Source organism: Rhodococcus sp. BH5, from assembly GCF_027583855.1.
Classification (GTDB): domain Bacteria; phylum Actinomycetota; class Actinomycetes; order Mycobacteriales; family Mycobacteriaceae; genus Rhodococcus_F; species Rhodococcus_F qingshengii.
In genome coordinates this window covers 113,723-131,960 of record NZ_JAJHVW010000010.1, presented here as the reverse complement: position 1 = coordinate 131,960, position 18,238 = coordinate 113,723, and the positions used below count along the sequence as shown (strand labels likewise).

Below are 18,238 nucleotides of genomic sequence, written 5' to 3'. Positions count from 1 at the left end.
TTGATTTGTCCGAATTGGCCTCAGGCCCAGCTGAGCGCATCCTCATCGGAGAGGCGCGGCAGACGATCGAACCAGGGGTTCTCACCGGGATGGCCGATGTTCACCACGAGGATCGTCTTGAAACGTCCGTCTGCGAAGAATTCGCCGTCGATGCCGTCGGCGTCGAACCCGGCCATCGGGCCGGCGACCAGACCCTGTGCGCGAATCGCGAGGATCACATAGCCGGCCTGAAGTGCGGCATTGAACCGACTCGTCGAACTGGCGGCAGCCTCGTCGGATTCGAAGTAGTCCTTCATCTCCGGGCGAATGGGGAACAGGTTGGGGATGTGCTTGTAGAACTCGGTGTCCACCGCCAGTACGGCAACTGCCGGAGCGGCCTCGGTCTTGGCTTTGTTGCCGTCTGCCATGTGCTCGACGAGGCGTGCTTTGCCTTCCTCGGTACGGACGAACAGCACACGTAGCGGATTGGTGTTGGCCGCGGTCGGTGCCCACTTCGCGAGCTCCCAGATCGCAGTCAGTTCGTCGTCGGTCACAGGTTCGTTCGAGAAGGAGTTGGCGGTGCGAGCCGCAGTGAAGAGGAGCTCGCGGCCGGCTTCGTCGAGTTGCTGGGCGGTGAATGGGGTGGCTGCGTCGAGAGACATCGGGGGTTTCCGTTCCGTGGTAGCTCGACCGAGCATCACCCGGTAAAGCTAGTTGCTAGTAAAAAAATAGTGCCTACGGATACGTTAGCACTGTGGCTAGGATGGTGGGGTGGCAAGCAAGAGCGAAGCGGGACACGAGCCCCGCGCATGTGACGGGGCTCTGGCCCGCGCGTTCGGCTTCCTGGGCAAACGGTGGAACGGCGTCATTCTCGGCACGCTGCTGAACGGGCCGGCGGGATTCTCCGAACTCAAGCGCGCGGTGGGCGGGATCAGTGATTCGGTGCTCTCGGAACGCCTGACGGAGTTGGCAGGGGCAGGCCTGGTGACGAGGAGCGTCGATGCAGGTCCGCCCATCGCCGTGGAGTACGAACTCACAGCGTCGGGGCAGGCGCTGCTCCCCGCTCTCAGTGAACTGACAACGTGGGCCGCCGAAAATCTGCCACCCGAGAGTTGCTCGAACTGAGCGCTAGCTCGAACGGCAGTTCAGCGACTGCGCGGGTCCTGTTTCTGCCAGTTGTTATTTCCTTACCGTTTTTCCCGGGCGATACTGGCCGAACATTTGTCGGTTCGGGGCTGCCTGGGGACGCCGGGTATGGCTCTTTTTGTGCTGCTGTTCGCATGGATGAAGGAGAACGGCCGCCCGGTGTTCTCGACGACTCGACCTATCAATCGCCTGACGGACTTCGAAAATTCGGCCGGACGAAGTCGGAAGTGTGGTTCCGGAACAAGAAGGCATACAACGCCTCTCGGATTGACGACGCCGCGGTCGAGGCCGCAAACGGGTAGTTGGTGCGGGTGGCTGGGCAGATGTCGCCGCCACGGGTGGTGACGTGTCTGCGTTCGGAAGCGCAGACAGATTGGCCGGCATCTCAGGGTCTAGCGCCTGTGCCGCGAGATTCGGGCCGAGTCAGTGGAAATCTGCGCCGGCCGCGCAGGTACGACCGCAGGCTGTTGCGGGCCTTCTATCTGTCCGCGCAGCACAGTATCCGGCACAACGCTCAGTCGTAGGCTTTTTGTACCCGCAAACGGGCCGAGGGGCAGTGTCATACGCAGGCGGTTCTTGCGTTGGGAGGCGGAGACTGAACGTGTGGTGGGCGCTCCTCCGCGATAACGCGATCTATCAACTTGGACCGACTACCGTCGCGGCTGCGTGAGCGCCCTAGCGACTAACGCAGTGCGGTAGATGTATGTGCGCCGGGGGAGTGTGGCTCGTAGCGCTGAGAATCCACGGTGTTGAGACATGTCCGAGCCCGCTATGGTTTCCGGTGATGGACCGGCCGTCGATGCTGCCTGCACCCGAGGCCACCGCCGGCTGAAGGAGACAGAACTGTGCTGCATCTGCGTGTCATCTCGCCGAGTGAGCGGACCGGAGATGTGCTGAACATGTTGGCCGCCGAACCTGGGGCTACTCATGTGACACTCGCACTCAGAGCCGCTGTCGATCCGCCGGGAGATGTGATCGAGGCCGATGTAGCCCGCGCATGCGCGAACGACGTGCTTGCCGCGTTGACTGCTCTGGACCTGGTGAGGGCTGGCGGTATTTCGTTCGAGCCGGCGGGAACCATGCTGTCCTTCTCCGCAGAACGGGCGGACACTGCGGCCCCGAGAAGACCCGACGAGACAGTGGTGTGGGAGCAGTTGCTCGGTCAGGTGCGCGAAGGTGCCCGACTGACTCCGGCGTTCCTGGCCTTCCTGGTGATCGCGTTTTTGCTCTCGGCAGTCGGTGTTGCCACGGCGTCGCCGCTGACCCTGGTCGGTGCAATGGTGGTGGGGCCGGAGTTCCGGCCGCTGGCAGCGCTTTCAGTGGGTCTGGTACGTCGAGACAAAGATCTCGTGCGAAATTCGATTCGTACCCTCGCGATCTCGTTTCCGGCCGCGATGGCCCTCACCGGCCTGGCTACCTTGCTGTGGATTCGTCTGGGCTGGGTCGGAATCGGCGATGTCGAGAACGCCCGCGCATTCGACTTCATCTACGAGGTGGGGCCGTTCTCACTGGTGGTAGCACTGCTGGCGGGAGCGGCTGGCATGCTGGCAACGGTCACCTCTACCTCTACGGTCCTGGTGGGGGTGTTCATCTCGGTGACGACGGTGCCAGCTGCGGGATTGGCGGTCGTTGCGGTCTTCGCAGGTAAGTGGAATGTCGTGCTGAGTTCGCTGGCTCAGCTCGGTGTCAATCTGATCGGTATCGTGCTCGCTGGAGTAGTTGTGCTGCTGCTGTTCTCGTTGCCCCGATCCGGTCGCCAATGGAAATCAGTCACGCGCCGGGACGCCAGGCCTGGCACATCGCCGTAGGCGCCTGACCCACTGCCGGAACTGGACTTTCGAGGCTTCAGGCTGACAGCTGTCTTGCGGATCGGTGGGAATGTCTGCGCCGACAAACGTCGCGACAAACAGATCCGGCATGCGAACTGTCGGATCTGGGTACCGCTGTCTGTACCGATCATGGCTTCCAGGCTGGTTGCAGCGACTGGAAAAGGGGATCAATCGAGCCGCAACCGATTGGCAGCGTGACTTCACTCAGACCCTTCGGACCTGCAGCGCCGGCGGCTCTGCCGGAGGAAACGGCCTGCCGCAGTGCTTGACAAGACTTGTCGAGATTCTCCTTGGTAGCGACGAAACATCTACGCAACGTAGATGCAACGTAACCAAAACTAGTGTTCTGGATCACACAGTGTTCGTGTGGTCGAGAGGCCTTTGGTCACGAATCTGTGGGCAGAACGGGTCCTGGTTCGCTACCGGTGGTGGATGAGGACAAGGTTCCGCGGGTTGAGCACACAGCTCGCGGAACCGCCCCACCACACGCCCCGACGAGGGCACCGGCCGACAGGAGTTCAGGTGTCCGTAGTTGCGGAAGTCTCGGCGATCGATTTCGCGGAGACCGAATTCGATTGGGCGCAGCGATCGACGCTGATTCGTGAAGTCGACCCACTCGTTCCGGGGCCACCATCCTTGGCGATGTGTCTGAGCGAGCCGACGCGCGGACTGGTCGACATCGCTTCACTGCTTCTCGCGGCTCCTTGGTTGCTTCGATCGCCGCGTGGGGACGGGCATCCGGTCCTCGTTCTCCCCGGATTGCTGACTTCGGACGTTTCGACTCTCGCCTTGAGGACATACCTCAGCTTTCTCGGATACCGGGTTCACGGTTGGAATCTGGGTCTGAACACCGGTCCGACGGCGACGGTGGTCGACGGACTGCCTGCCGCATTGGCCGAGGTAGCAGATCGATACGAGCAGAAGGTGTCGGTAATTGGCTGGAGTCTGGGCGGTATCTACGCTCGAAAGCTGGCGAGGGACCTGCCGGATTCGGTGCGTCAGGTAGTGACACTGGGAAGTCCTTTCGGTCTCACCAGTCTGGAGCAGACGAGAGTCGGATCTCTCTACGCTCGTTTGTCCGGCAATCACGCGATACTGCCTCCGGTCGACGGCATCGAATCCGAACAGGGATCGCCTATTTCCGTTCCCGCCACGTCGGTCTACTCCAGGCACGACGGTATCGTTCCATGGCAAGCGTGCTGTGAAACCTCGGCAGGCCTGTCGGAAAGCATTGCGGTGCAAGGCAGTCACATGGGGTTGACCCACAACCCGTCGGCGTTGTGGACCGTTGCCGATCGTCTGGCGCAGGACGTCGACAACTGGCAACCTTTTGCGGCTCCGAAACGGCTTCGACGCATGTTTCCCTGCTGAGGTGCGAGGCTGAGGTCCGAGGCCGGGGTGTGGGGGAGAACCCTGAGTCTGACGCGGGGACGGACTCGTACCTGAGGACACACCGCGTCGGAAAAGATGGGTCCATGGCCTGATGCGCACAGGTGGATCGGCAGCGGATAGTGGAGGTCGACGCGGATGAACCGCGAGTTCCGTTGAAAGGAAACAACACATGACCTCCCCGATGAATACCCGCAAGCTCACCCGCGCCCGCTCGGGAGCAATGTTCGGTGGGGTGTGCGCCGGAATCGCTCGGTACTTCGGTTGGAAGTCGTCGACAGTCCGCTTGCTGTTCGTACTCTCGTGCCTGCTGCCCGGCCCGCAGTTTCTGATCTACATCGTGATGTGGATTTTCATTCCTCGTGAGCAGATCTGACCGAACCGCTCAACGGCGGCGGTCTTTCAGGCATTGCTTGGCCTCGTGCAATTCCTCCGAACTCAGTGGAGGAAGGGGCAGTGCGTCACGGTGCAAGCCCTCCGTGCGTAGGCCGTCGAGCATTACCGAGAGGTATCGACGCCACACGGTCGGGTTGACGGGCTGAGCAAATTCGGTGACTGCGCCCACCATGAAGATGAGGCCGAACAGGTCCGTCGGTACGGCGTCGGTGCGCAGCATCCCGGCCTCCTGGGCCCGGTAGAAGATCCTCTCGACCGACGGTTCGATGATGGATCGTTGGCATGCGACTTGCTCGCATCCCTCGTCGGTTCCGTTCAGGACGTCTTTGAGTCCGCGGTTGACCGACATACGGCTGCAGGCGAATTCGGCAAAGGTGACAAGTCCGTCCCACGGATCCGGATTGGCAAGTGACGCGTCCGCGGCCGCTGCCATGTCGGCGAAGTTCTGCTGGAAGACTCCGTCGATCAATTCTTCTTTGCTGGCGAACCGCCGATAGACCGTTCCGACGCCGACCCCCGCGCGCCGGGCGACGTCGTCGAGTGTGACGTCGATCCCTTCTTCGGCGAACAATTCACGTGCGGCGTCGATGATCAACTGCCGATTACGTGCAGCATCGGCGCGAAGGGGGCGCTCCATTGCGGTACTCATGTCCCCACTCTACCCGCCAAGTGGAGACAGCCTCTCCGTTTTCGTGTAGCGTTTTTGCTAACCGGAGAAGCCATCTCCGCATAGGTTGGGCGAGGGACTATGTCAGACATTGCTGAACGGACTGAATTCGAGCAGTCCTCAGCGCCTTCAGGGGACAACCACGCAAAGCGGTGGCTGGTTCTCGCGGTTCTGGGAATTGCGCAGCTGATGGTGGTCTTGGATGCCACCATCGTCAACATCGCGCTGCCTGCTGCGCAGCGCTCACTGGAGTTCGGTGATTCGGACCGCCAGTGGATCATCACGGCATACGCATTGGCGTTCGGCAGTTTGCTGCTACTCGGCGGTCGATTGAGCGACTTGTTCGGGCGCAGGCGAACTTTCATCGTCGGCCTGATCGGCTTCGCAGTCGCTTCCGCCATCGGTGGCGCAGCCGTCAACTTCGAAATGCTTGTTGCCGCTCGTGCCGGCCAAGGCGTATTCGGTGCGCTCCTTGCCCCGGCAGCCCTGTCGCTGCTGTCCGTGACATTCACGGATCCAGGTGAGCGTGCCAAGGCGTTCGGTATCTTCGGTGCCGTTGCCGGCGGTGGTGGCGCCATCGGACTGCTGCTCGGCGGCGCACTCACCGAGTGGGTCGACTGGCGCTGGTGCCTCTTCGTGAATCTCTTCTTCGCGGCGATCGCCCTGGTCGGAGCAGTCCTGTTGCTCGCGCCGCACACCAGTGACTCGCGACCCAAACTCGACATCCCCGGAACGATCCTGGTGTCGATCAGCTTGTTCAGCATCGTCTTCGGATTCTCGAAGGCCGAGTCGGACGGGTGGAGTGCAACTCCCACTATCTCGTGGCTCGTTGCCGGCGTCGTGTTCATGGCGGCGTTCATCTACTGGCAGACCAAGTCCGAGCACCCACTTCTTCCGCTGCGGGTGGTCCTCGACCGAATCCGGGCTGGCTCGTACCTGGCGATCTTCCTTTCCGGCGCAGGCATGTTCGCAGTCTTCCTGTTCCTGACGTACTACATGCAGCTGATCCTCGGGTACAGCCCGATCATGACCGGCCTCGCATTCATGCCGATGGTGTTCGGAATCGTGACAGCGGCAACGCTTTCGACAGCGGTTTTGCTGCCGCGCGTCGGTCCGCGAGTGCTGATCGTGAGCGGAATGGTCATCGCGGCGATCGGAATGACGCTGCTGGCCCAGATTTCCGTGGACAGCACCTATGCAGTACACATTCTGCCGGGGCTCGTCGTCACCGGACTCGGCATGGGCAGCATTTTCGCCCCGTCGATGCAGGGAGCAACTTCAGGCGTGCATCACGAAGATGCCGGCGTCGCATCTGCCACGGTCAACACGATGCAGCAGGTGGGCGGCTCGATCGGAACTGCACTGCTCAGCACGATTGCCGCCTCGGCTTCCACCAACTACCTGGTGGGCCGCGAGATGAATCCGCTGACTCAGGCGCAGGCCGCCGTCGAGAGTTACACCACGACGTTCTATTGGGCCGCAGGCATATTCGCGGTCGGTGCGGTCTTGACCGGACTGGTTCTTCGGAGTGGACTGCTTCCGGATTCGCCGGAAGGTGAACCGGTAATCGCCCACTGACAGCAAATTTCGGGGTCGACGCCGCAATGGCGTCGACCCCGAAATCGACTCAGCAGTTCTTCCCGGGCGTTGCCTGAAACCGATGAAGGACGTGATCGAGTTGCTCGGAGGACAGCGCCGGCACGGGCAGTTCCCGATGGTCGGTGCGGGACGCGCAGAGTCCGTCGATCATGAACCCGAGTGCGCGGCGGTAAGCCTGAGGGGCCTCGTCGCCACCGAACTTCTGGGCCATCTTGACGACCTGCATGAGAAGCGGAATGTCGTTGACTTCGAAGTCGCTGCGCAGGGTGCCCTGTTCCTTGGCTCGATTGACAAGTACCGCGGTGTGTCGAGCGATCCCGGCGCGCGCGCGAGCGAAGGTGTCGGACGTGAAGCGTCCGTCCATCAGGAGATCGCCGAATCCGCGGTTGTCTGCCATGCGAAGAGAGATCACGTCGAGAAAGTAGACAAGACCTTCCCAGGCGTCGGGCATCTCTCGGGCGGTGGCGGCGATCGTTTCGATCTCGGAACACCGCGTGTCGAACAGTGCCTGGATCAGTTCGTCCTTGCTGGCGAACCGGCGATAGACGGTGCCGACGCCGACGCCGGCGTGCTTCGCGACGTCCGCCAGCGTGGCGTCGAGTCCTTGGGCAGCGAACACCTCGCGAGCGGAGTTGAGGATGCGCTCGAGGTTGGCCTTGGCGTCGGACCGAAGGCGCGGCTGTGAGCAGTCGGCCGAGGTCCCCGCATGAGAAGCGTCGGGGTGTGTTGTCGGCATCCTCACAGTCTACGGCACTAAGCGGAATGATCGATTCCGTTAGTGCTATATTACTAAGCGGAACGTGTGGTTCCGATTGTCCGTATGAGAGAAGCCGATATGAGCACGTCTGACATCTGGGTCGGGAGCAATCCGATCTCGATGGTGGGTACGCGGAGTGCAGGTTTCGCGGCAACGAGGCTTCGCGCCCTTGCCGGCGACGGCGCCTTTGCTCAGCTCGTTCGTTTTGCCCTCGTCGGCGGAGCCAGCAACATCTTGTACTTTGCCGCTTTTCTGGCGCTGCGCGGTGACGGAGCGCTGGTCGCCAACGCAGTTGGTGCGGTCTTGAGCACCATTCTGGCCAATGAGCTGCATCGCCGGCTCACCTTCCACGCCGCGGATCGCGTCAACTGGTTCACCGCGCAGTGGGAAGGCGGTGGACTCGCACTGGTCGGGTTGATCGCCAGTTCTGCCGCCATCAGTGCGCTCGGCTTCCTTCTCCCAGGCGCCGACGGGCTTCTTCAAGCCGGGCTTGTGATCGCCGTGAGCGGAATTGTCGGTGGCCTGCGATTCGTCGCCCTTCGCGGTTGGGTGTTCTGAGCGGTTCTCGAATTCGGATCGGACTCGGCTCGTAGGGAACACTGAGACCCATGAGCCTTTCGATAGCCGACTCCGGCATCCGTCTGGCTGTGCTCTGCATCGTCATGGCACTTGTCGCCACGCTCGTCTACCGATTCACCTATCTCGGTAGCGTTCGGGTGGTCCCCGGTGCCCTCGCTCGTGGCGCTCTTCAGCTGGCTGCGATTTCGTTGATCCTTGCCGCCGCCTTGGCCCACATCTGGTCGGCGCTCCTCGTGCTCGCCGGCATGTTCGTTGCGGCGTCTTTCACCGCGGCACGACGCTCGAACGCGGGGACGTCCGGAGTTTGGCTGACCATCGCGTTGGCGTCGGGAATCGGTGTGGTTCTGCCACTGATGCTGCTGTCCGGAGTGGTTCCGCTGCAAGGCGTCGCTCTGGTGCCGATCGGCGGCATTGTTCTGGGTGGCGCGATGACTGCAACATCGATGGCAGCCAAACGCGGACTCGACGCCGTCGACGACCGGTACGGGGAAGTGGAAGCAGCACTGAGCCTTGGATTTTCCCAACGCGATGCGCGGTGGGAGGTAGCCCGCACCGCTGCCTCCGATGCTCTGCTGCCTGGAGTCGACCAGACACGCACCGTCGGCCTCGTGACATTGCCCGGAGCCTTTGTCGGTGTGTTGCTCGCGACGGGATCGGCCGTTCAGGCCGGTGCTGTGCAAATTCTTGTATTGGCAGGGTTGTTGTTGGCACAAACCTGCTCGGTGGCCGTGGCGTTGGAACTCGTCGCCCGCGGTTTCGTCTTTCGAGGTCAAGCTGTCAGGCCTGCGCGAGTTCGTTGATCTTGTCGCTGCGAAGGACGCGGCCGGGAAGATCGGGGGTGTTTGCCGCGAGGGTGATCATTGCCCTGCCGATGTTTTCGCTGGTGGTCACGCTGCTGGGCCACACCCTGCGTAAGAGTGGGTGGAGAGGCACGGAGATTTGATACGACCGTTTCGATTCGTGAATCGTCCATGTATTCGACCAGCACTCTGTTGCCGACCATCACAACGGAACGGACTGGAGATCATCCGGCCGGAATGGCCAACTGAACGCTTGACCTGCAATTATGAGTCCATTTTGATCCGACTCGCGACTAAAGTCCCTACAAACCGGCTGGACGGTTGGCTGAAAATAGTTTTATGGACGAAGGAGTTGATGAAATACACGTTCTCGGATCGGAGTCCGCCGGTCGAATGGTAGAGGCGTCGGCGATCATCGTTCTCGGTGCGCTCTGTGCAGTAGTCGCAGGTTCGGGTGTGTTCTTTGTCGTCGGATCGATTGGTGGCTTCGCCCGATTGCTCTACCTGGTTGTTCGTGGTCCGCTCAACTCTTGCTCGGTACCGGTGTCGAATGTCGAGCTGGCGCCTTCGAGAACGTCATGTGGTCGTTGATGCTCCCGAACGTCGAGTGAAGACGATCAAGGATGTAGTTCTGACGCATGTTCCACGGTGACTTCGATCCCTGCTTCGGGAACTGTTCCACAGCACGCATGACGTACCCCGACGCCAGGTCCAGGATCGGCCGCTGGTCCATCTCTTCGCTCGCGTGCGGCACGCACTTCGAATAGCCGCGCTTGTCCATCTCCGTCAGCAGTCGGCAGACGTACATCGACGTGAGATCTGCTCGCAGAGTCCACGAGGCGTTGGTGTAGCCGACGCACATCGCGAAGTTCGGTACGTCGCTGATCATCATGCCCTTGTAGACGTAACGATCACCGAGGGTGACGGGTTCGCCGTCCACTTCGATCGACATCCCGCCGCACGCTTCCATCTTCAATCCTGTTGCAGTGACGATGATGTCAGCTTCGAGTTCGCGACCTGACGCGAGACGAATTCCGGTCTCGGTGAAAGTGTCGATGCGATCGGTCTCGATCGAGGCCTTGCCGGATCGGAGGGCTTTGAACAAATCGCCGTCCGGTACGACGCACAAGCGTTGATCCCAGGGATCGTAGGTGGGTGTGAAGTGAGGATCGAGTGGGATCTCTTCCGGGAGTTGGCGACTGATCGCGAGGTTCAGCAACCGCTTTGCGCGCGCTGGACTGCGCCGGCACAGTTGGTAGAAACTCAGGTTCACTACGATGCTCTTCCATCGAGCGATGCTGTGCGCGAGCTGATTCGGCAGTACTGCGCGAATGGTGTCCGATAATTTGTCGCTGGACGGCAGAGCCAGAATGTATGTCGGTGATCGCTGGAGCATGGTGACATGGCTCGCGTCGCGCGACATCGTGGGGACCAAAGTGACTGCGGTGGCGCCGCTTCCGATCACAACGATCTTCTTGTCGGAGTAATCGAGATCCTCGGGCCAGAACTGCGGGTGCACTACGTCGCCGCTGAATGATTCACGTCCAGGGAAGTCGGGGGTGTATCCGCCTTCGTAGCTGTAGTAACCACTGCACAGATAGAGGAAGTTGCAGGTCAGGGTTTCATCTTCGTCACCGGTCGTGACAGTGACCGTCCACGTCGAGTCAGCTGACGACCATGATGCGGCCGTCACCTTCCGGTTGTACCGAATCTTCTTGTCGATCCCGTTCTCTCGCGCGGTGTCGCGCACGTACCGGAGGATCGAATCACCGTCGGCGATTGCTTTGGCATCTGTCCACGGCCGAAACGGGTAGCCGAGCGTGAACATGTCGGAATCCGACCGGATGCCAGGGTATTTGAAGAGGTCCCAGGTTCCGCCACTGTTCGCGCGGGCCTCGAGGATTGCGTACGACTTGCCGGGAAGCTCGGTCTGGAGTCGATACGCAGCACCGATGCCGGACAAGCCGGCGCCGACGATCAGGACATCGAGGTGTTCGGTGCTCATCAGTTCGGACTCCGTATCGATCGTGTGGGGCCACCGGGCAGGCTAAGTGTTCGATCTCCACACTACTGAACGATGCTCAGTAAGGCGAGGATGACCATGTGATCGTCGGCGGTCGGATAGCCGCACACAGTGGTTTACCTGCGGCGTCGGTGAGGCCGAGGTCTCCGTGGAGCATGCCGGAAGCGTCGGCCTCCTCGGCGATGTGCTCGGGGATCGCGTCGAGCATCAGCTTTGCGCGCCGAAACATCTCGAACGTCTGGTCATCGGATACCGTCACCCAGGACAGGTAGATGAAGCGTCCGCGAGGTGGACCCTGGATGTATGGACCGAGTAAGTCCCAGGCACCGGACTTTCGCTCCAGACTCGCTGTCAGTTCCCATCGCACTGTCTCGGTATCTCCCGGTACGAGGTCGAGGATTTCGTGTGGCTTGCCTCGGCGCTGAACGCCGACGTGGATGTTGCTGCGCTCTTCGAAGGTTGCGGTTTCGGAACACTCACGTCCGGGCAGGCTGTGACCGGTGATGATGATCTGCATATCGACATCATGCTCTGCACAGGTCGGGAGGGGTTGGCGTGGTGAGTCGTTCGGGTAGAACCTCTGTTGCGGCCGTGGTGGCGAGCATTCTGTTGTCGGGTCTCGGGTGGGGGTCAGGTGTTGCAGTGGCGACGGCGGACGAACCGGAAGTCGCGGGCGCGCTGGAGTCCTATGGCGAACTCTCGGCCGCAGTGTTTCCGGTCGGCGCCGGTGAGACGCAGCGGGTCGTCTATCGAACTCTGCGTACCGCTGACAGATGGGGAGAGTCGTCAGGGTCCGTGTTTCTGCCGGAAGGCGCCCCACCGGCGGGCGGTTGGCCCGTCATCTCCTATGCCCACGGAACTTTGGGCAGTGCGGATCAGTGTGCACCCTCGTCGACCGGATTCGGTCCGGGCGAGATCGAACCGATCGAACGCTGGTTGGAGCAGGGGTACGCGGTGGTCGCTACCGACTACTCGGGAGTTGGTACCGACGGGGTGCTGGCCTATCTCGACGGACATGCCGCCGGCGCGAATGCCGTCGACATCGTGCGGGCCGCGCACGAGTTGTACGGCAATGTGCTGAGTCCGCGGTGGATGGTCGCGGGTTTGTCCGAAGGTGGTCATGCGGCCTACTTCGCGGGACACGATGCCACCACTCGTGCGCCGGAATTGGATTTCCGTGGCTCGGTTGTCGTCGCAGGCCCCACACACATGGAAGGGCTGTTTCCGTTGGGCGGCCCGCTGTTTCCCGACATCGGTATCACCGGGCTGGTGGGATATGCGCTGTACGTCCTGGCTGGGATCGACGATCAACGACCCGAAGAGAACATTCGCGAGGTTCTCTCGCCGCAGGGGATCGAGTGGATGGAAAAGGCTCGGACACTGTGCGCCGGAGATCTCGGCCGACACATTCGAGCCGAACGAATCCAGTTGAACTCGTTGTTTTCTCGGTCGGTATGGACGCCGCGCATGTACGACCTGTTCCGCGAGATGATGCAGGTGCCGGTCGACGGCTACGACCGTCCACTGCGCGTGGTGCAGAGCGTGTCGGACACAACGGTTCCTGTCGCCCTTACCTGGGCGCAACTGGTCGACATGCGTTCGCGGGGAACGCAGTTCGAGTATCAAGAACTCGCCGGAATCAGCCACGGTCAAACGACGGTCGCTTCGATGGACCAGACCATGGAGTTCGTCGATCGATTGATGAGGTGATGTCCTGGTGGTGTGGTTGTCCAGGGTGGCTGTTCAGCGCATACGCCGCGGACCGTAATCGTGGCCACCGTTGGCGAACCACACGATTGCCGCAATCGCGTACAGGATGCAGACCAGGAGTAGTAGGCCGCCTGCGATCCACAGCGAGATCTGACCGAGCCGTTTCACTCGATCGGACGCATACCGCGACCCGGCCACATCGCCGTCAGCCCACAGCGGATACACGTTGAAGGCGTGCGTGAAAGCGGAGAAGGAAAGCGGCCAGAAGAACAGCAGCGAGACCACTGCCCAGCCCGCATTGACGGGTGGTCGAATCGGGTGCTGAGGAACGGATTGCTGGACAGTGGGTTGATCCGGGGTGGTCATGGGGGGCTCCTGACATGAGGTGGCCCTTTCGACGCTACTGCGATGGAGCTGAAGAATCACTGAAAAACGGTGTTCGGTGATGCGATGTGGATCAGCGGCGTAAGTGTGCTGGATCAGCCGCATTGCCAGTCGGGACCGCTGGTGGTGGTTCCGGGTCATTGTTGTGCAGACGAGGGGCGTTCACGTCAGCGCAACTCGATGCCGCTCCGCGAGCATCCTGGCTACCGGCAGGACGTCCTTTGCTGCCATCTCGATACGTTCGAATACCTCGGGATTGAGGATGGTCGTTCCGTCGAAATCACCTGAGCTGAGATAGATTCCGACCGGAGCGGTCAGCGCTTGGAAGAAAGCGAACAGTGGCCGCAGGGCATGATCCAACACGAGAGCATGGCGGTTGCTACCACCTGTAGCGGCAAGAATCACCGGAGTGTTGGCAAGCGCGTACTGGTCGACGAGATCGAAAAAATGCTTGAACATTCCCGTGTACGAACCGCGGAACACCGGTGACGCCGCGATGACGATATCGGCAGACTCGACTGCTGCCAGCGCTTCGGCGGTCACTGAGTCGACGTGATCGCGATCCAGAGCAGTTGCAAGACCTGGAATCAGATCCACGATCTCGAAAACTCGTCTGTCGATCTGCTCGAAGTCTCCCAAGGTTTCGACGATCAGGTCGACGAGGGCACGAGTCTTGGAGGGTTTTTGGAGGTTACCGACAACGGCAACAATTTTGAGCGGTGTGCTCATCGAAACTCCTATTCTTGGGACGACTTCAGTGATTCGATTTCCTTACGCACAACGGGGGCTACTTCGGTGCCGAGGATCTCGATCGCACGCAGCATGTCCTTCTGTGGCACGTTGCCGAACCCCATCTGGATCATGATGCGGTCATGATGGAACAGTTCGTACTGCGCCATCGTCTTGTCGATGATTTCCTGCGGGCCGCCGAGGAAGAACGCACCCGCGGTGGTTGCCTGCGCTTCATATGCCCTGCGCGGCATGGGAACTCCGTTTCCGCGCTGATGATGATTCTGCATCCACCCGGCCTGGAAGTACGGGTACGACGTGTCGAGTGCTGTTTGCTTCGAGGTATCGACAAATCCTGGCGAAGCAATCGAGACAGCCAGTTTCTTCGGATCGTGTCCGAACTCCGCTGCAGCCCTGCGGTATAGATCGACGAACGGTTCGAACTGTTGGTAACTTCCACCGATGATGGCCAGTGAGAGGGGCAGGCCCAGTTTCGCGGCACGGACGACAGAGGCCGGAGTACCTCCGACTGCGATCCACACCGGAATCTGACGGTCCGGGCGGGGCGTCACGTCACCGTCGATCAGTGGTGGGCGAAGTTGTCCTTCCCAGTTGATCGGGTTCTCGTCGCGCAGTTTCAGTAGTAGATCAAGCTTTTCGGCGAAGAGTTCGTTGTACTGGGACAAGTCGTACCCGAAGAGCGGAAATGACTCCGTGTACGAACCTCGGCCGGCAATGATCTCGGCACGGCCTTCGGAAAGCAGGTCGACTGTCGCGAACTGTTGGAACACACGGACGGGATCGTCGGAACTGAGTACAGTTACGGCGCTGGACAGCTTGATGTTGTCGGTAGCCTGAGCCATTGCCGCGAGCACAACTGCCGGGGCTGAGACTGCGAAGTCGGTGCGATGGTGCTCGCCGACGCCGAAGACATCGAGTCCAACCTGATCGGCAACGGTTGCCTGCTCCACCAAATGGCGAAGGTGGACACCGGGATTCATCATCGCGCCGGTAGTGGGATCTGGGGTGAGTTCACCGAAATGGTAGACGCCCAATTCGAAAGCCATGTTGCTTCTCGCTATCTGTTCGTGGGGGTGATGGAAAGCTGTCCTACGTGCGCATCGCATGCGCCGCCTTGATTGGTGTGATGTGTGGCAAGTCGGGAGAAGAAGCGTTCGAGTACCGGAAGCTCCTCGGTTTCAATGAGATCGGAGAAGTATTCGGCGATCCCTCGCGTGTGTATGGCGGACGCATTTCGAAGCGTCTTCTTGCCTGCAGGCGTCATCGATACCGTCACGACGCGTCGATCGTTGTCCGGTCTAACGCGCTCCACTAATCCCGCCTCGACCAATCGATCGACGACGCGCGTCACGCCACTGGTGGTGACCAGGACCAGTTCGGCCAGATCGCCCATTCGGATCGTGTTTCCCGGAGCTTCGTGCAGTCGGAGCAGAACGTCGTACTGGCCAAGGGTGAGTCCGGTGGTGGTTCGAAGGTCCGCCTCCATCTTGCCGAGGATGACGCTGTGGGAGACGACGAGGTCGCGCCACACACGACCACGTACGTGTTCATCAGTTGTCATCGGTGACGCCCTCCATTTATTTGCGACCGTAAGTATTGCTTACTCAAATAATACGCGTGTGACGGTCGAACTATTCCCTGCTCTTATTTGCGCTGGTAGCGAGGTATTGACTCGAACGCATGTTCGAGTATGATTTGGGGAGGGGATTGGGGGATTCAATGAGTGTCTTGTTGTCGGACGTGGTGTCGGGTTCTGCGGTGGGGTTACGCGGACGCCTGTGGCAGTTGACTGCTGCCGAGTTGCGCGCTGCTGCGGTGTCGGCGCGTGCGGAGATTCTGCGTCTCGAAGCCGTTCGAGTGGCCGTGGTGGACGAGTTGTCGTTGCGCCCGGATGATCAGGTGATCGCGAGCCGCGGGGTGGGGTCCTGGTTGGCGGCGAACACGATGCTGCAGGTTCGGGACGGGAAGAAGATCGCCGCGCTGGGTGCAGCTTTGCGGCCGTTTCCGGCGGTGGGAGCTCGGTTCGATGGCGGGGATTGCTCGTTCGAGCATGCCGTGTTGATCGTGGCGTTCTGCGAGTCGCCACCTAAAGGCATGCCGGAGGAGGCGCTACCGAAGTGCATCGATTTGTTGCTCGCTGCCGCGTCGGGGGTGGAGGCGACAACGACGAAGGTGCGGAACGTGATCGCGACCTTGGAGCGGTTGTTCGAATCGGATGAGATTCCGCCCGCCGAAGACGTCGACCGGAACGAGTTGCGGATCGCGTCGACGTTGAACGGTCGAGTGGTGGTGCGTGGGGATTTCGACGCCCTGACCGGGGAAATGTTGTTGTCGGCGTTGTCGAATCTGACGATGCCCACCCCGGCGCCGGATGGAACCCCGGATTCTCGGTCGGCAGCGAAACGAACTGCCGACGGGTTCACCGAACTGATCCGCCGCTATCTGGACTGCGCCAAGACCGGTACCGATGGTGGCCAACGCCCGCACGTGAACGTGCACATCAACGCTCGGGATCTGGCGGAGCACCGTGACTGCGCCGCAGCACCCTCCACTGCTGATGACGGAATGGCTGTGTCGGATCTTGATGTCGGGCACATGCCCTGGCTCGGACCGCTGTCGGTGTCGCAGACCAGGCTTCTCGGGTGTGATCGTTTCCTGTCGACCGTTCTGCTCGACGATCATGGGGCACCGCTCGATGCGCAACCAGGAAAACGGTTGGTCACCGCCGAACAGCGAGTGGCGTTGATTGCCCGAGACAGAGGCTGCGCGTTCCCGGGCTGCACATGCGTGCCCGCGTGGACTGATGCGCACCATATCCGGCACTGGGCCAACGGTGGCCCGACGGTGATGAACAACCTGGTCCTGCTGTGCCGTTCACATCACCGGCTGATGCACCGCAAATCCGGGTTCGTCGGGAAATGGGAAATCCGAATAGGAGTCGACAACAAACCCTGGTTCATCCCGCCGCCCTCGATCGACCCCGGACAGCAACCCAGGCCGGCGAACACCACCTTCAAAACCTGAGAGGTCAAACCTCTTTGGCGACAACAGAACACGGACCGAGCACCGCATCGAAGGGATCCTCCGATGCGGTGCCAACCGGCCGTGGAGGAGTCGAATCAGTGCTTCGAGCGCTTGTGGCGGTACATCTCCGCATCGGCCGTATCCCAAGTCTCGGAAAGGCTTTGGGTCATGGAAAAGTCGGCTCGACCGATCGAACAACAGACGTCGGCATTCCGGAACGCCTTCTCCAAACACTCGAGCAGGTAGTCGACGGCGCGCGGCTGTGTATCGGGCAGAGCGATTCCGAACTCGTCTCCGCCCAACCGTGAAACCACCGCACCAGGGTGCGCGCACGCTGCCAAGATCTTGCCGGCCCTTTGAACGTATTCGTCGCCCGCGGCGTGGCCGAGTTCGTCGTTGATGGTCTTCATGCCGTCCAGATCGACGATGATGATAGCTCCCGGATCGGCGAATTGGCGGTACCGAGTTTGCTCGGCCTCGAGGATGCGATTCCACCCGCGCCGATTGAGAAGACCTGTCAACGGGTCGGTCTCGGCATCGAGTTGCGCAGTTTCGGCCAGTCGGACTGACTGCGCGCGCTGATAGTCGACATCGAGAATGGTTCCGAGAAGTCGGCACAGGAGATTGAGGAGGGCTAGGTTGTCCTCGAGTGCGGAGTCGCCCGCACTCGGGTCGGCGCCACACAGAGTGCCGAAGAGACTGCCGTCGTTGTGGAGGATTGGGATGCTGACGTATGCGCCAATGCCTTCCCACCTGCCATCGCGGGACAGTGCGCGCACGAGCGCGCGATTCGATGAGACTGGCGGCGCATTTCCGAGTACCACCTCGCTGCACATGGTGTTTGGCCAAGCCCGGGTCTCGCCGACTTCGATGTGAAGTGGGTTGGGTGAGACGGTGAGAAAGATTTGATTGGACCCGTCGAACCGCGTGATCGACCACAGTGCCAGCGGAAGATATTCGTCGAGGTAGGACACGACCGAGCGACTTGCGTCGTCGAAATTCGTCAGAGGTGGCAAGAGTGGCAACATCGGGATGGTGCGCGCCTGGCCGTGCGGCATTTTTGACCTCCTGATCGACCCTAGGATTCTGTCGATGTTCAGGCTCTTGGTCCCGCGTGCGACAAATCTTCCACGAACAGTCTGCCTCGAGAATCCTCGCGATTGCTGAAAGTGTGCTGTGATTCTTCCGACCGCGGGGCCGTGGATT

At 61.0% G+C, this 18,238-nt stretch carries 20 protein-coding genes and 1 pseudogene; 11 read left to right on the top strand and 10 right to left on the bottom strand.

Translation table 11 applies throughout. The features are described 5' to 3' along the window. Positions 1-20: 20 nt before the first annotated feature. On the bottom strand, positions 21-641 hold the full coding sequence (locus tag RhoBH5_RS23900) for a malonic semialdehyde reductase (RefSeq protein ID WP_007731458.1): 621 nt from the start codon (positions 639-641) through the stop codon (positions 21-23). A 109-nt stretch (positions 642-750) separates the two neighbouring features. On the opposite strand from RhoBH5_RS23900, the gene RhoBH5_RS23895 reads away from it, so the two are divergent. The 6 genes and pseudogenes from RhoBH5_RS23895 (at position 751) to RhoBH5_RS23870 (ending at position 4,719) form a co-directional block, all read left to right on the top strand. Then, positions 751-1,104, top strand: a complete 354-nt coding sequence (locus RhoBH5_RS23895; RefSeq protein ID WP_007731459.1) for a winged helix-turn-helix transcriptional regulator — start codon at positions 751-753, stop codon at positions 1,102-1,104. Between the two features lie 155 nt (positions 1,105-1,259). Beyond that, positions 1,260-1,427 carry a hypothetical protein gene (locus RhoBH5_RS23890; protein ID WP_270008865.1) on the top strand — a complete coding sequence of 56 codons (168 nt, stop codon included), beginning with the start codon at positions 1,260-1,262 and terminating at the stop codon, positions 1,425-1,427. A 23-nt stretch (positions 1,428-1,450) separates the two neighbouring features. After that, a pseudogene (locus RhoBH5_RS23885) lies at positions 1,451-1,795 on the top strand (transposase); the annotation flags it as partial. Between the two features lie 175 nt (positions 1,796-1,970). After that, positions 1,971-2,933 (top strand): DUF389 domain-containing protein, encoded by a 963-nt coding sequence (locus RhoBH5_RS23880; RefSeq protein WP_021332068.1) that lies wholly within the window; start codon positions 1,971-1,973, stop codon positions 2,931-2,933. 543 nt (positions 2,934-3,476) lie between these two features. Continuing rightward, a complete protein-coding gene (locus tag RhoBH5_RS23875) occupies positions 3,477-4,325 on the top strand; it encodes an alpha/beta fold hydrolase (protein ID WP_020970664.1) in 849 nt (282 codons plus the stop codon). A 190-nt stretch (positions 4,326-4,515) separates the two neighbouring features. After that, positions 4,516-4,719, top strand: a complete 204-nt coding sequence (locus RhoBH5_RS23870; RefSeq protein WP_003939828.1) for a PspC domain-containing protein — start codon at positions 4,516-4,518, stop codon at positions 4,717-4,719. A gap of 9 nt (positions 4,720-4,728) precedes the next feature. On the opposite strand, the gene RhoBH5_RS23865 is transcribed toward RhoBH5_RS23870, so the two are convergent. Beyond that, complete coding sequence (locus RhoBH5_RS23865; RefSeq protein ID WP_080712681.1) at positions 4,729-5,388, bottom strand: TetR/AcrR family transcriptional regulator; 660 nt, start codon at positions 5,386-5,388, stop codon at positions 4,729-4,731. Positions 5,389-5,487: 99 nt separating this feature from the next. Between RhoBH5_RS23865 and RhoBH5_RS23860 the strand changes: the two genes are divergently transcribed. Next, positions 5,488-6,984 (top strand): MFS transporter, encoded by a 1,497-nt coding sequence (locus RhoBH5_RS23860; RefSeq protein WP_003940566.1) that lies wholly within the window; start codon positions 5,488-5,490, stop codon positions 6,982-6,984. Between the two features lie 49 nt (positions 6,985-7,033). On the opposite strand, the gene RhoBH5_RS23855 is transcribed toward RhoBH5_RS23860, so the two are convergent. Beyond that, positions 7,034-7,741, bottom strand: coding sequence for a TetR/AcrR family transcriptional regulator (locus tag RhoBH5_RS23855; RefSeq protein ID WP_007731468.1), 708 nt, complete (start codon positions 7,739-7,741; stop codon positions 7,034-7,036). A 141-nt stretch (positions 7,742-7,882) separates the two neighbouring features. Here RhoBH5_RS23855 and RhoBH5_RS23850 point away from each other — a divergent pair, with 141 nt between their 5' ends. Both RhoBH5_RS23850 and RhoBH5_RS23845 read left to right on the top strand, forming a co-directional pair. Next, positions 7,883-8,320: a GtrA family protein gene (locus RhoBH5_RS23850; protein ID WP_020908979.1), complete on the top strand. Its 438-nt coding sequence runs from the start codon at positions 7,883-7,885 to the stop codon at positions 8,318-8,320. Between the two features lie 50 nt (positions 8,321-8,370). Beyond that, the gene (locus RhoBH5_RS23845) at positions 8,371-9,141 is read left to right on the top strand and encodes an ABC transporter permease (RefSeq protein ID WP_007731470.1); all 771 of its coding nucleotides are present in this window, start codon (positions 8,371-8,373) and stop codon (positions 9,139-9,141) included. 523 nt (positions 9,142-9,664) lie between these two features. Here the strand turns inward: RhoBH5_RS23845 and RhoBH5_RS23840 are convergent. Together RhoBH5_RS23840 and RhoBH5_RS23835 are read right to left on the bottom strand one after the other, a co-directional pair. Next, positions 9,665-11,146 (bottom strand): flavin-containing monooxygenase, encoded by a 1,482-nt coding sequence (locus RhoBH5_RS23840; protein ID WP_270008864.1) that lies wholly within the window; start codon positions 11,144-11,146, stop codon positions 9,665-9,667. Positions 11,147-11,222: 76 nt separating this feature from the next. Beyond that, the gene (locus RhoBH5_RS23835; RefSeq protein ID WP_042452701.1) at positions 11,223-11,681 is read right to left on the bottom strand and encodes a DUF5990 family protein; all 459 of its coding nucleotides are present in this window, start codon (positions 11,679-11,681) and stop codon (positions 11,223-11,225) included. A 38-nt stretch (positions 11,682-11,719) separates the two neighbouring features. Here RhoBH5_RS23835 and RhoBH5_RS23830 point away from each other — a divergent pair, with 38 nt between their 5' ends. Beyond that, the gene (locus RhoBH5_RS23830) at positions 11,720-12,874 is read left to right on the top strand and encodes an alpha/beta hydrolase (protein ID WP_270008863.1); all 1,155 of its coding nucleotides are present in this window, start codon (positions 11,720-11,722) and stop codon (positions 12,872-12,874) included. Positions 12,875-12,907: 33 nt separating this feature from the next. Here RhoBH5_RS23830 and RhoBH5_RS23825 read toward each other — a convergent pair whose 3' ends face one another. The 4 genes from RhoBH5_RS23825 to RhoBH5_RS23810 all read right to left on the bottom strand — a co-directional run bounded on the left by RhoBH5_RS23825 (position 12,908) and on the right by RhoBH5_RS23810 (position 15,569). Next, a complete protein-coding gene (locus tag RhoBH5_RS23825) occupies positions 12,908-13,240 on the bottom strand; it encodes a CD225/dispanin family protein (RefSeq protein ID WP_007731480.1) in 333 nt (110 codons plus the stop codon). Between the two features lie 180 nt (positions 13,241-13,420). Continuing rightward, complete coding sequence (gene msuE / locus RhoBH5_RS23820) at positions 13,421-13,987, bottom strand: FMN reductase (RefSeq protein WP_270008862.1); 567 nt, start codon at positions 13,985-13,987, stop codon at positions 13,421-13,423. An 8-nt stretch (positions 13,988-13,995) separates the two neighbouring features. Next, the gene (locus tag RhoBH5_RS23815) at positions 13,996-15,054 is read right to left on the bottom strand and encodes an LLM class flavin-dependent oxidoreductase (RefSeq protein WP_047271106.1); all 1,059 of its coding nucleotides are present in this window, start codon (positions 15,052-15,054) and stop codon (positions 13,996-13,998) included. An 11-nt stretch (positions 15,055-15,065) separates the two neighbouring features. Beyond that, on the bottom strand, positions 15,066-15,569 hold the full coding sequence (locus tag RhoBH5_RS23810) for a MarR family winged helix-turn-helix transcriptional regulator (RefSeq protein WP_270008861.1): 504 nt from the start codon (positions 15,567-15,569) through the stop codon (positions 15,066-15,068). Positions 15,570-15,727: 158 nt separating this feature from the next. On the opposite strand from RhoBH5_RS23810, the gene RhoBH5_RS23805 reads away from it, so the two are divergent. Further along, the gene (locus tag RhoBH5_RS23805) at positions 15,728-17,032 is read left to right on the top strand and encodes an HNH endonuclease signature motif containing protein (protein ID WP_270008860.1); all 1,305 of its coding nucleotides are present in this window, start codon (positions 15,728-15,730) and stop codon (positions 17,030-17,032) included. Positions 17,033-17,127: 95 nt separating this feature from the next. Here RhoBH5_RS23805 and RhoBH5_RS23800 read toward each other — a convergent pair whose 3' ends face one another. Beyond that, on the bottom strand, positions 17,128-18,090 hold the full coding sequence (locus tag RhoBH5_RS23800; RefSeq protein WP_030535217.1) for a sensor domain-containing diguanylate cyclase: 963 nt from the start codon (positions 18,088-18,090) through the stop codon (positions 17,128-17,130). Positions 18,091-18,238 lie beyond the last annotated feature (148 nt).

What these genes read in the sequence shown, in the direction of transcription:
- RhoBH5_RS23890 (WP_270008865.1), top strand. Translation starts at nt 1,260, where the DNA reads ATGGATGAAGGAGAACGGCCGCCCGGTGTTCTCGACGACTCGACCTAT.
- RhoBH5_RS23855 (WP_007731468.1), bottom strand. Translation starts at nt 7,741, where the DNA reads ATGCCGACAACACACCCCGACGCTTCTCATGCGGGGACCTCGGCCGAC.
- RhoBH5_RS23835 (WP_042452701.1), bottom strand. Translation starts at nt 11,681, where the DNA reads ATGCAGATCATCATCACCGGTCACAGCCTGCCCGGACGTGAGTGTTCC.
- RhoBH5_RS23815 (WP_047271106.1), bottom strand. Translation starts at nt 15,054, where the DNA reads ATGGCTTTCGAATTGGGCGTCTACCATTTCGGTGAACTCACCCCAGAT.
- RhoBH5_RS23845 (WP_007731470.1), top strand. Translation starts at nt 8,371, where the DNA reads ATGAGCCTTTCGATAGCCGACTCCGGCATCCGTCTGGCTGTGCTCTGC.
- RhoBH5_RS23825 (WP_007731480.1), bottom strand. Translation starts at nt 13,240, where the DNA reads ATGACCACCCCGGATCAACCCACTGTCCAGCAATCCGTTCCTCAGCAC.
- RhoBH5_RS23865 (WP_080712681.1), bottom strand. Translation starts at nt 5,388, where the DNA reads ATGAGTACCGCAATGGAGCGCCCCCTTCGCGCCGATGCTGCACGTAAT.
- RhoBH5_RS23800 (WP_030535217.1), bottom strand. Translation starts at nt 18,090, where the DNA reads ATGCCGCACGGCCAGGCGCGCACCATCCCGATGTTGCCACTCTTGCCA.
- RhoBH5_RS23870 (WP_003939828.1), top strand. Translation starts at nt 4,516, where the DNA reads ATGACCTCCCCGATGAATACCCGCAAGCTCACCCGCGCCCGCTCGGGA.
- RhoBH5_RS23900 (WP_007731458.1), bottom strand. Translation starts at nt 641, where the DNA reads ATGTCTCTCGACGCAGCCACCCCATTCACCGCCCAGCAACTCGACGAA.
- RhoBH5_RS23805 (WP_270008860.1), top strand. Translation starts at nt 15,728, where the DNA reads ATGAGTGTCTTGTTGTCGGACGTGGTGTCGGGTTCTGCGGTGGGGTTA.
- RhoBH5_RS23850 (WP_020908979.1), top strand. Translation starts at nt 7,883, where the DNA reads ATGGTGGGTACGCGGAGTGCAGGTTTCGCGGCAACGAGGCTTCGCGCC.
- RhoBH5_RS23860 (WP_003940566.1), top strand. Translation starts at nt 5,488, where the DNA reads ATGTCAGACATTGCTGAACGGACTGAATTCGAGCAGTCCTCAGCGCCT.
- RhoBH5_RS23810 (WP_270008861.1), bottom strand. Translation starts at nt 15,569, where the DNA reads ATGACAACTGATGAACACGTACGTGGTCGTGTGTGGCGCGACCTCGTC.
- msuE (WP_270008862.1), bottom strand. Translation starts at nt 13,987, where the DNA reads ATGAGCACACCGCTCAAAATTGTTGCCGTTGTCGGTAACCTCCAAAAA.
- RhoBH5_RS23840 (WP_270008864.1), bottom strand. Translation starts at nt 11,146, where the DNA reads ATGAGCACCGAACACCTCGATGTCCTGATCGTCGGCGCCGGCTTGTCC.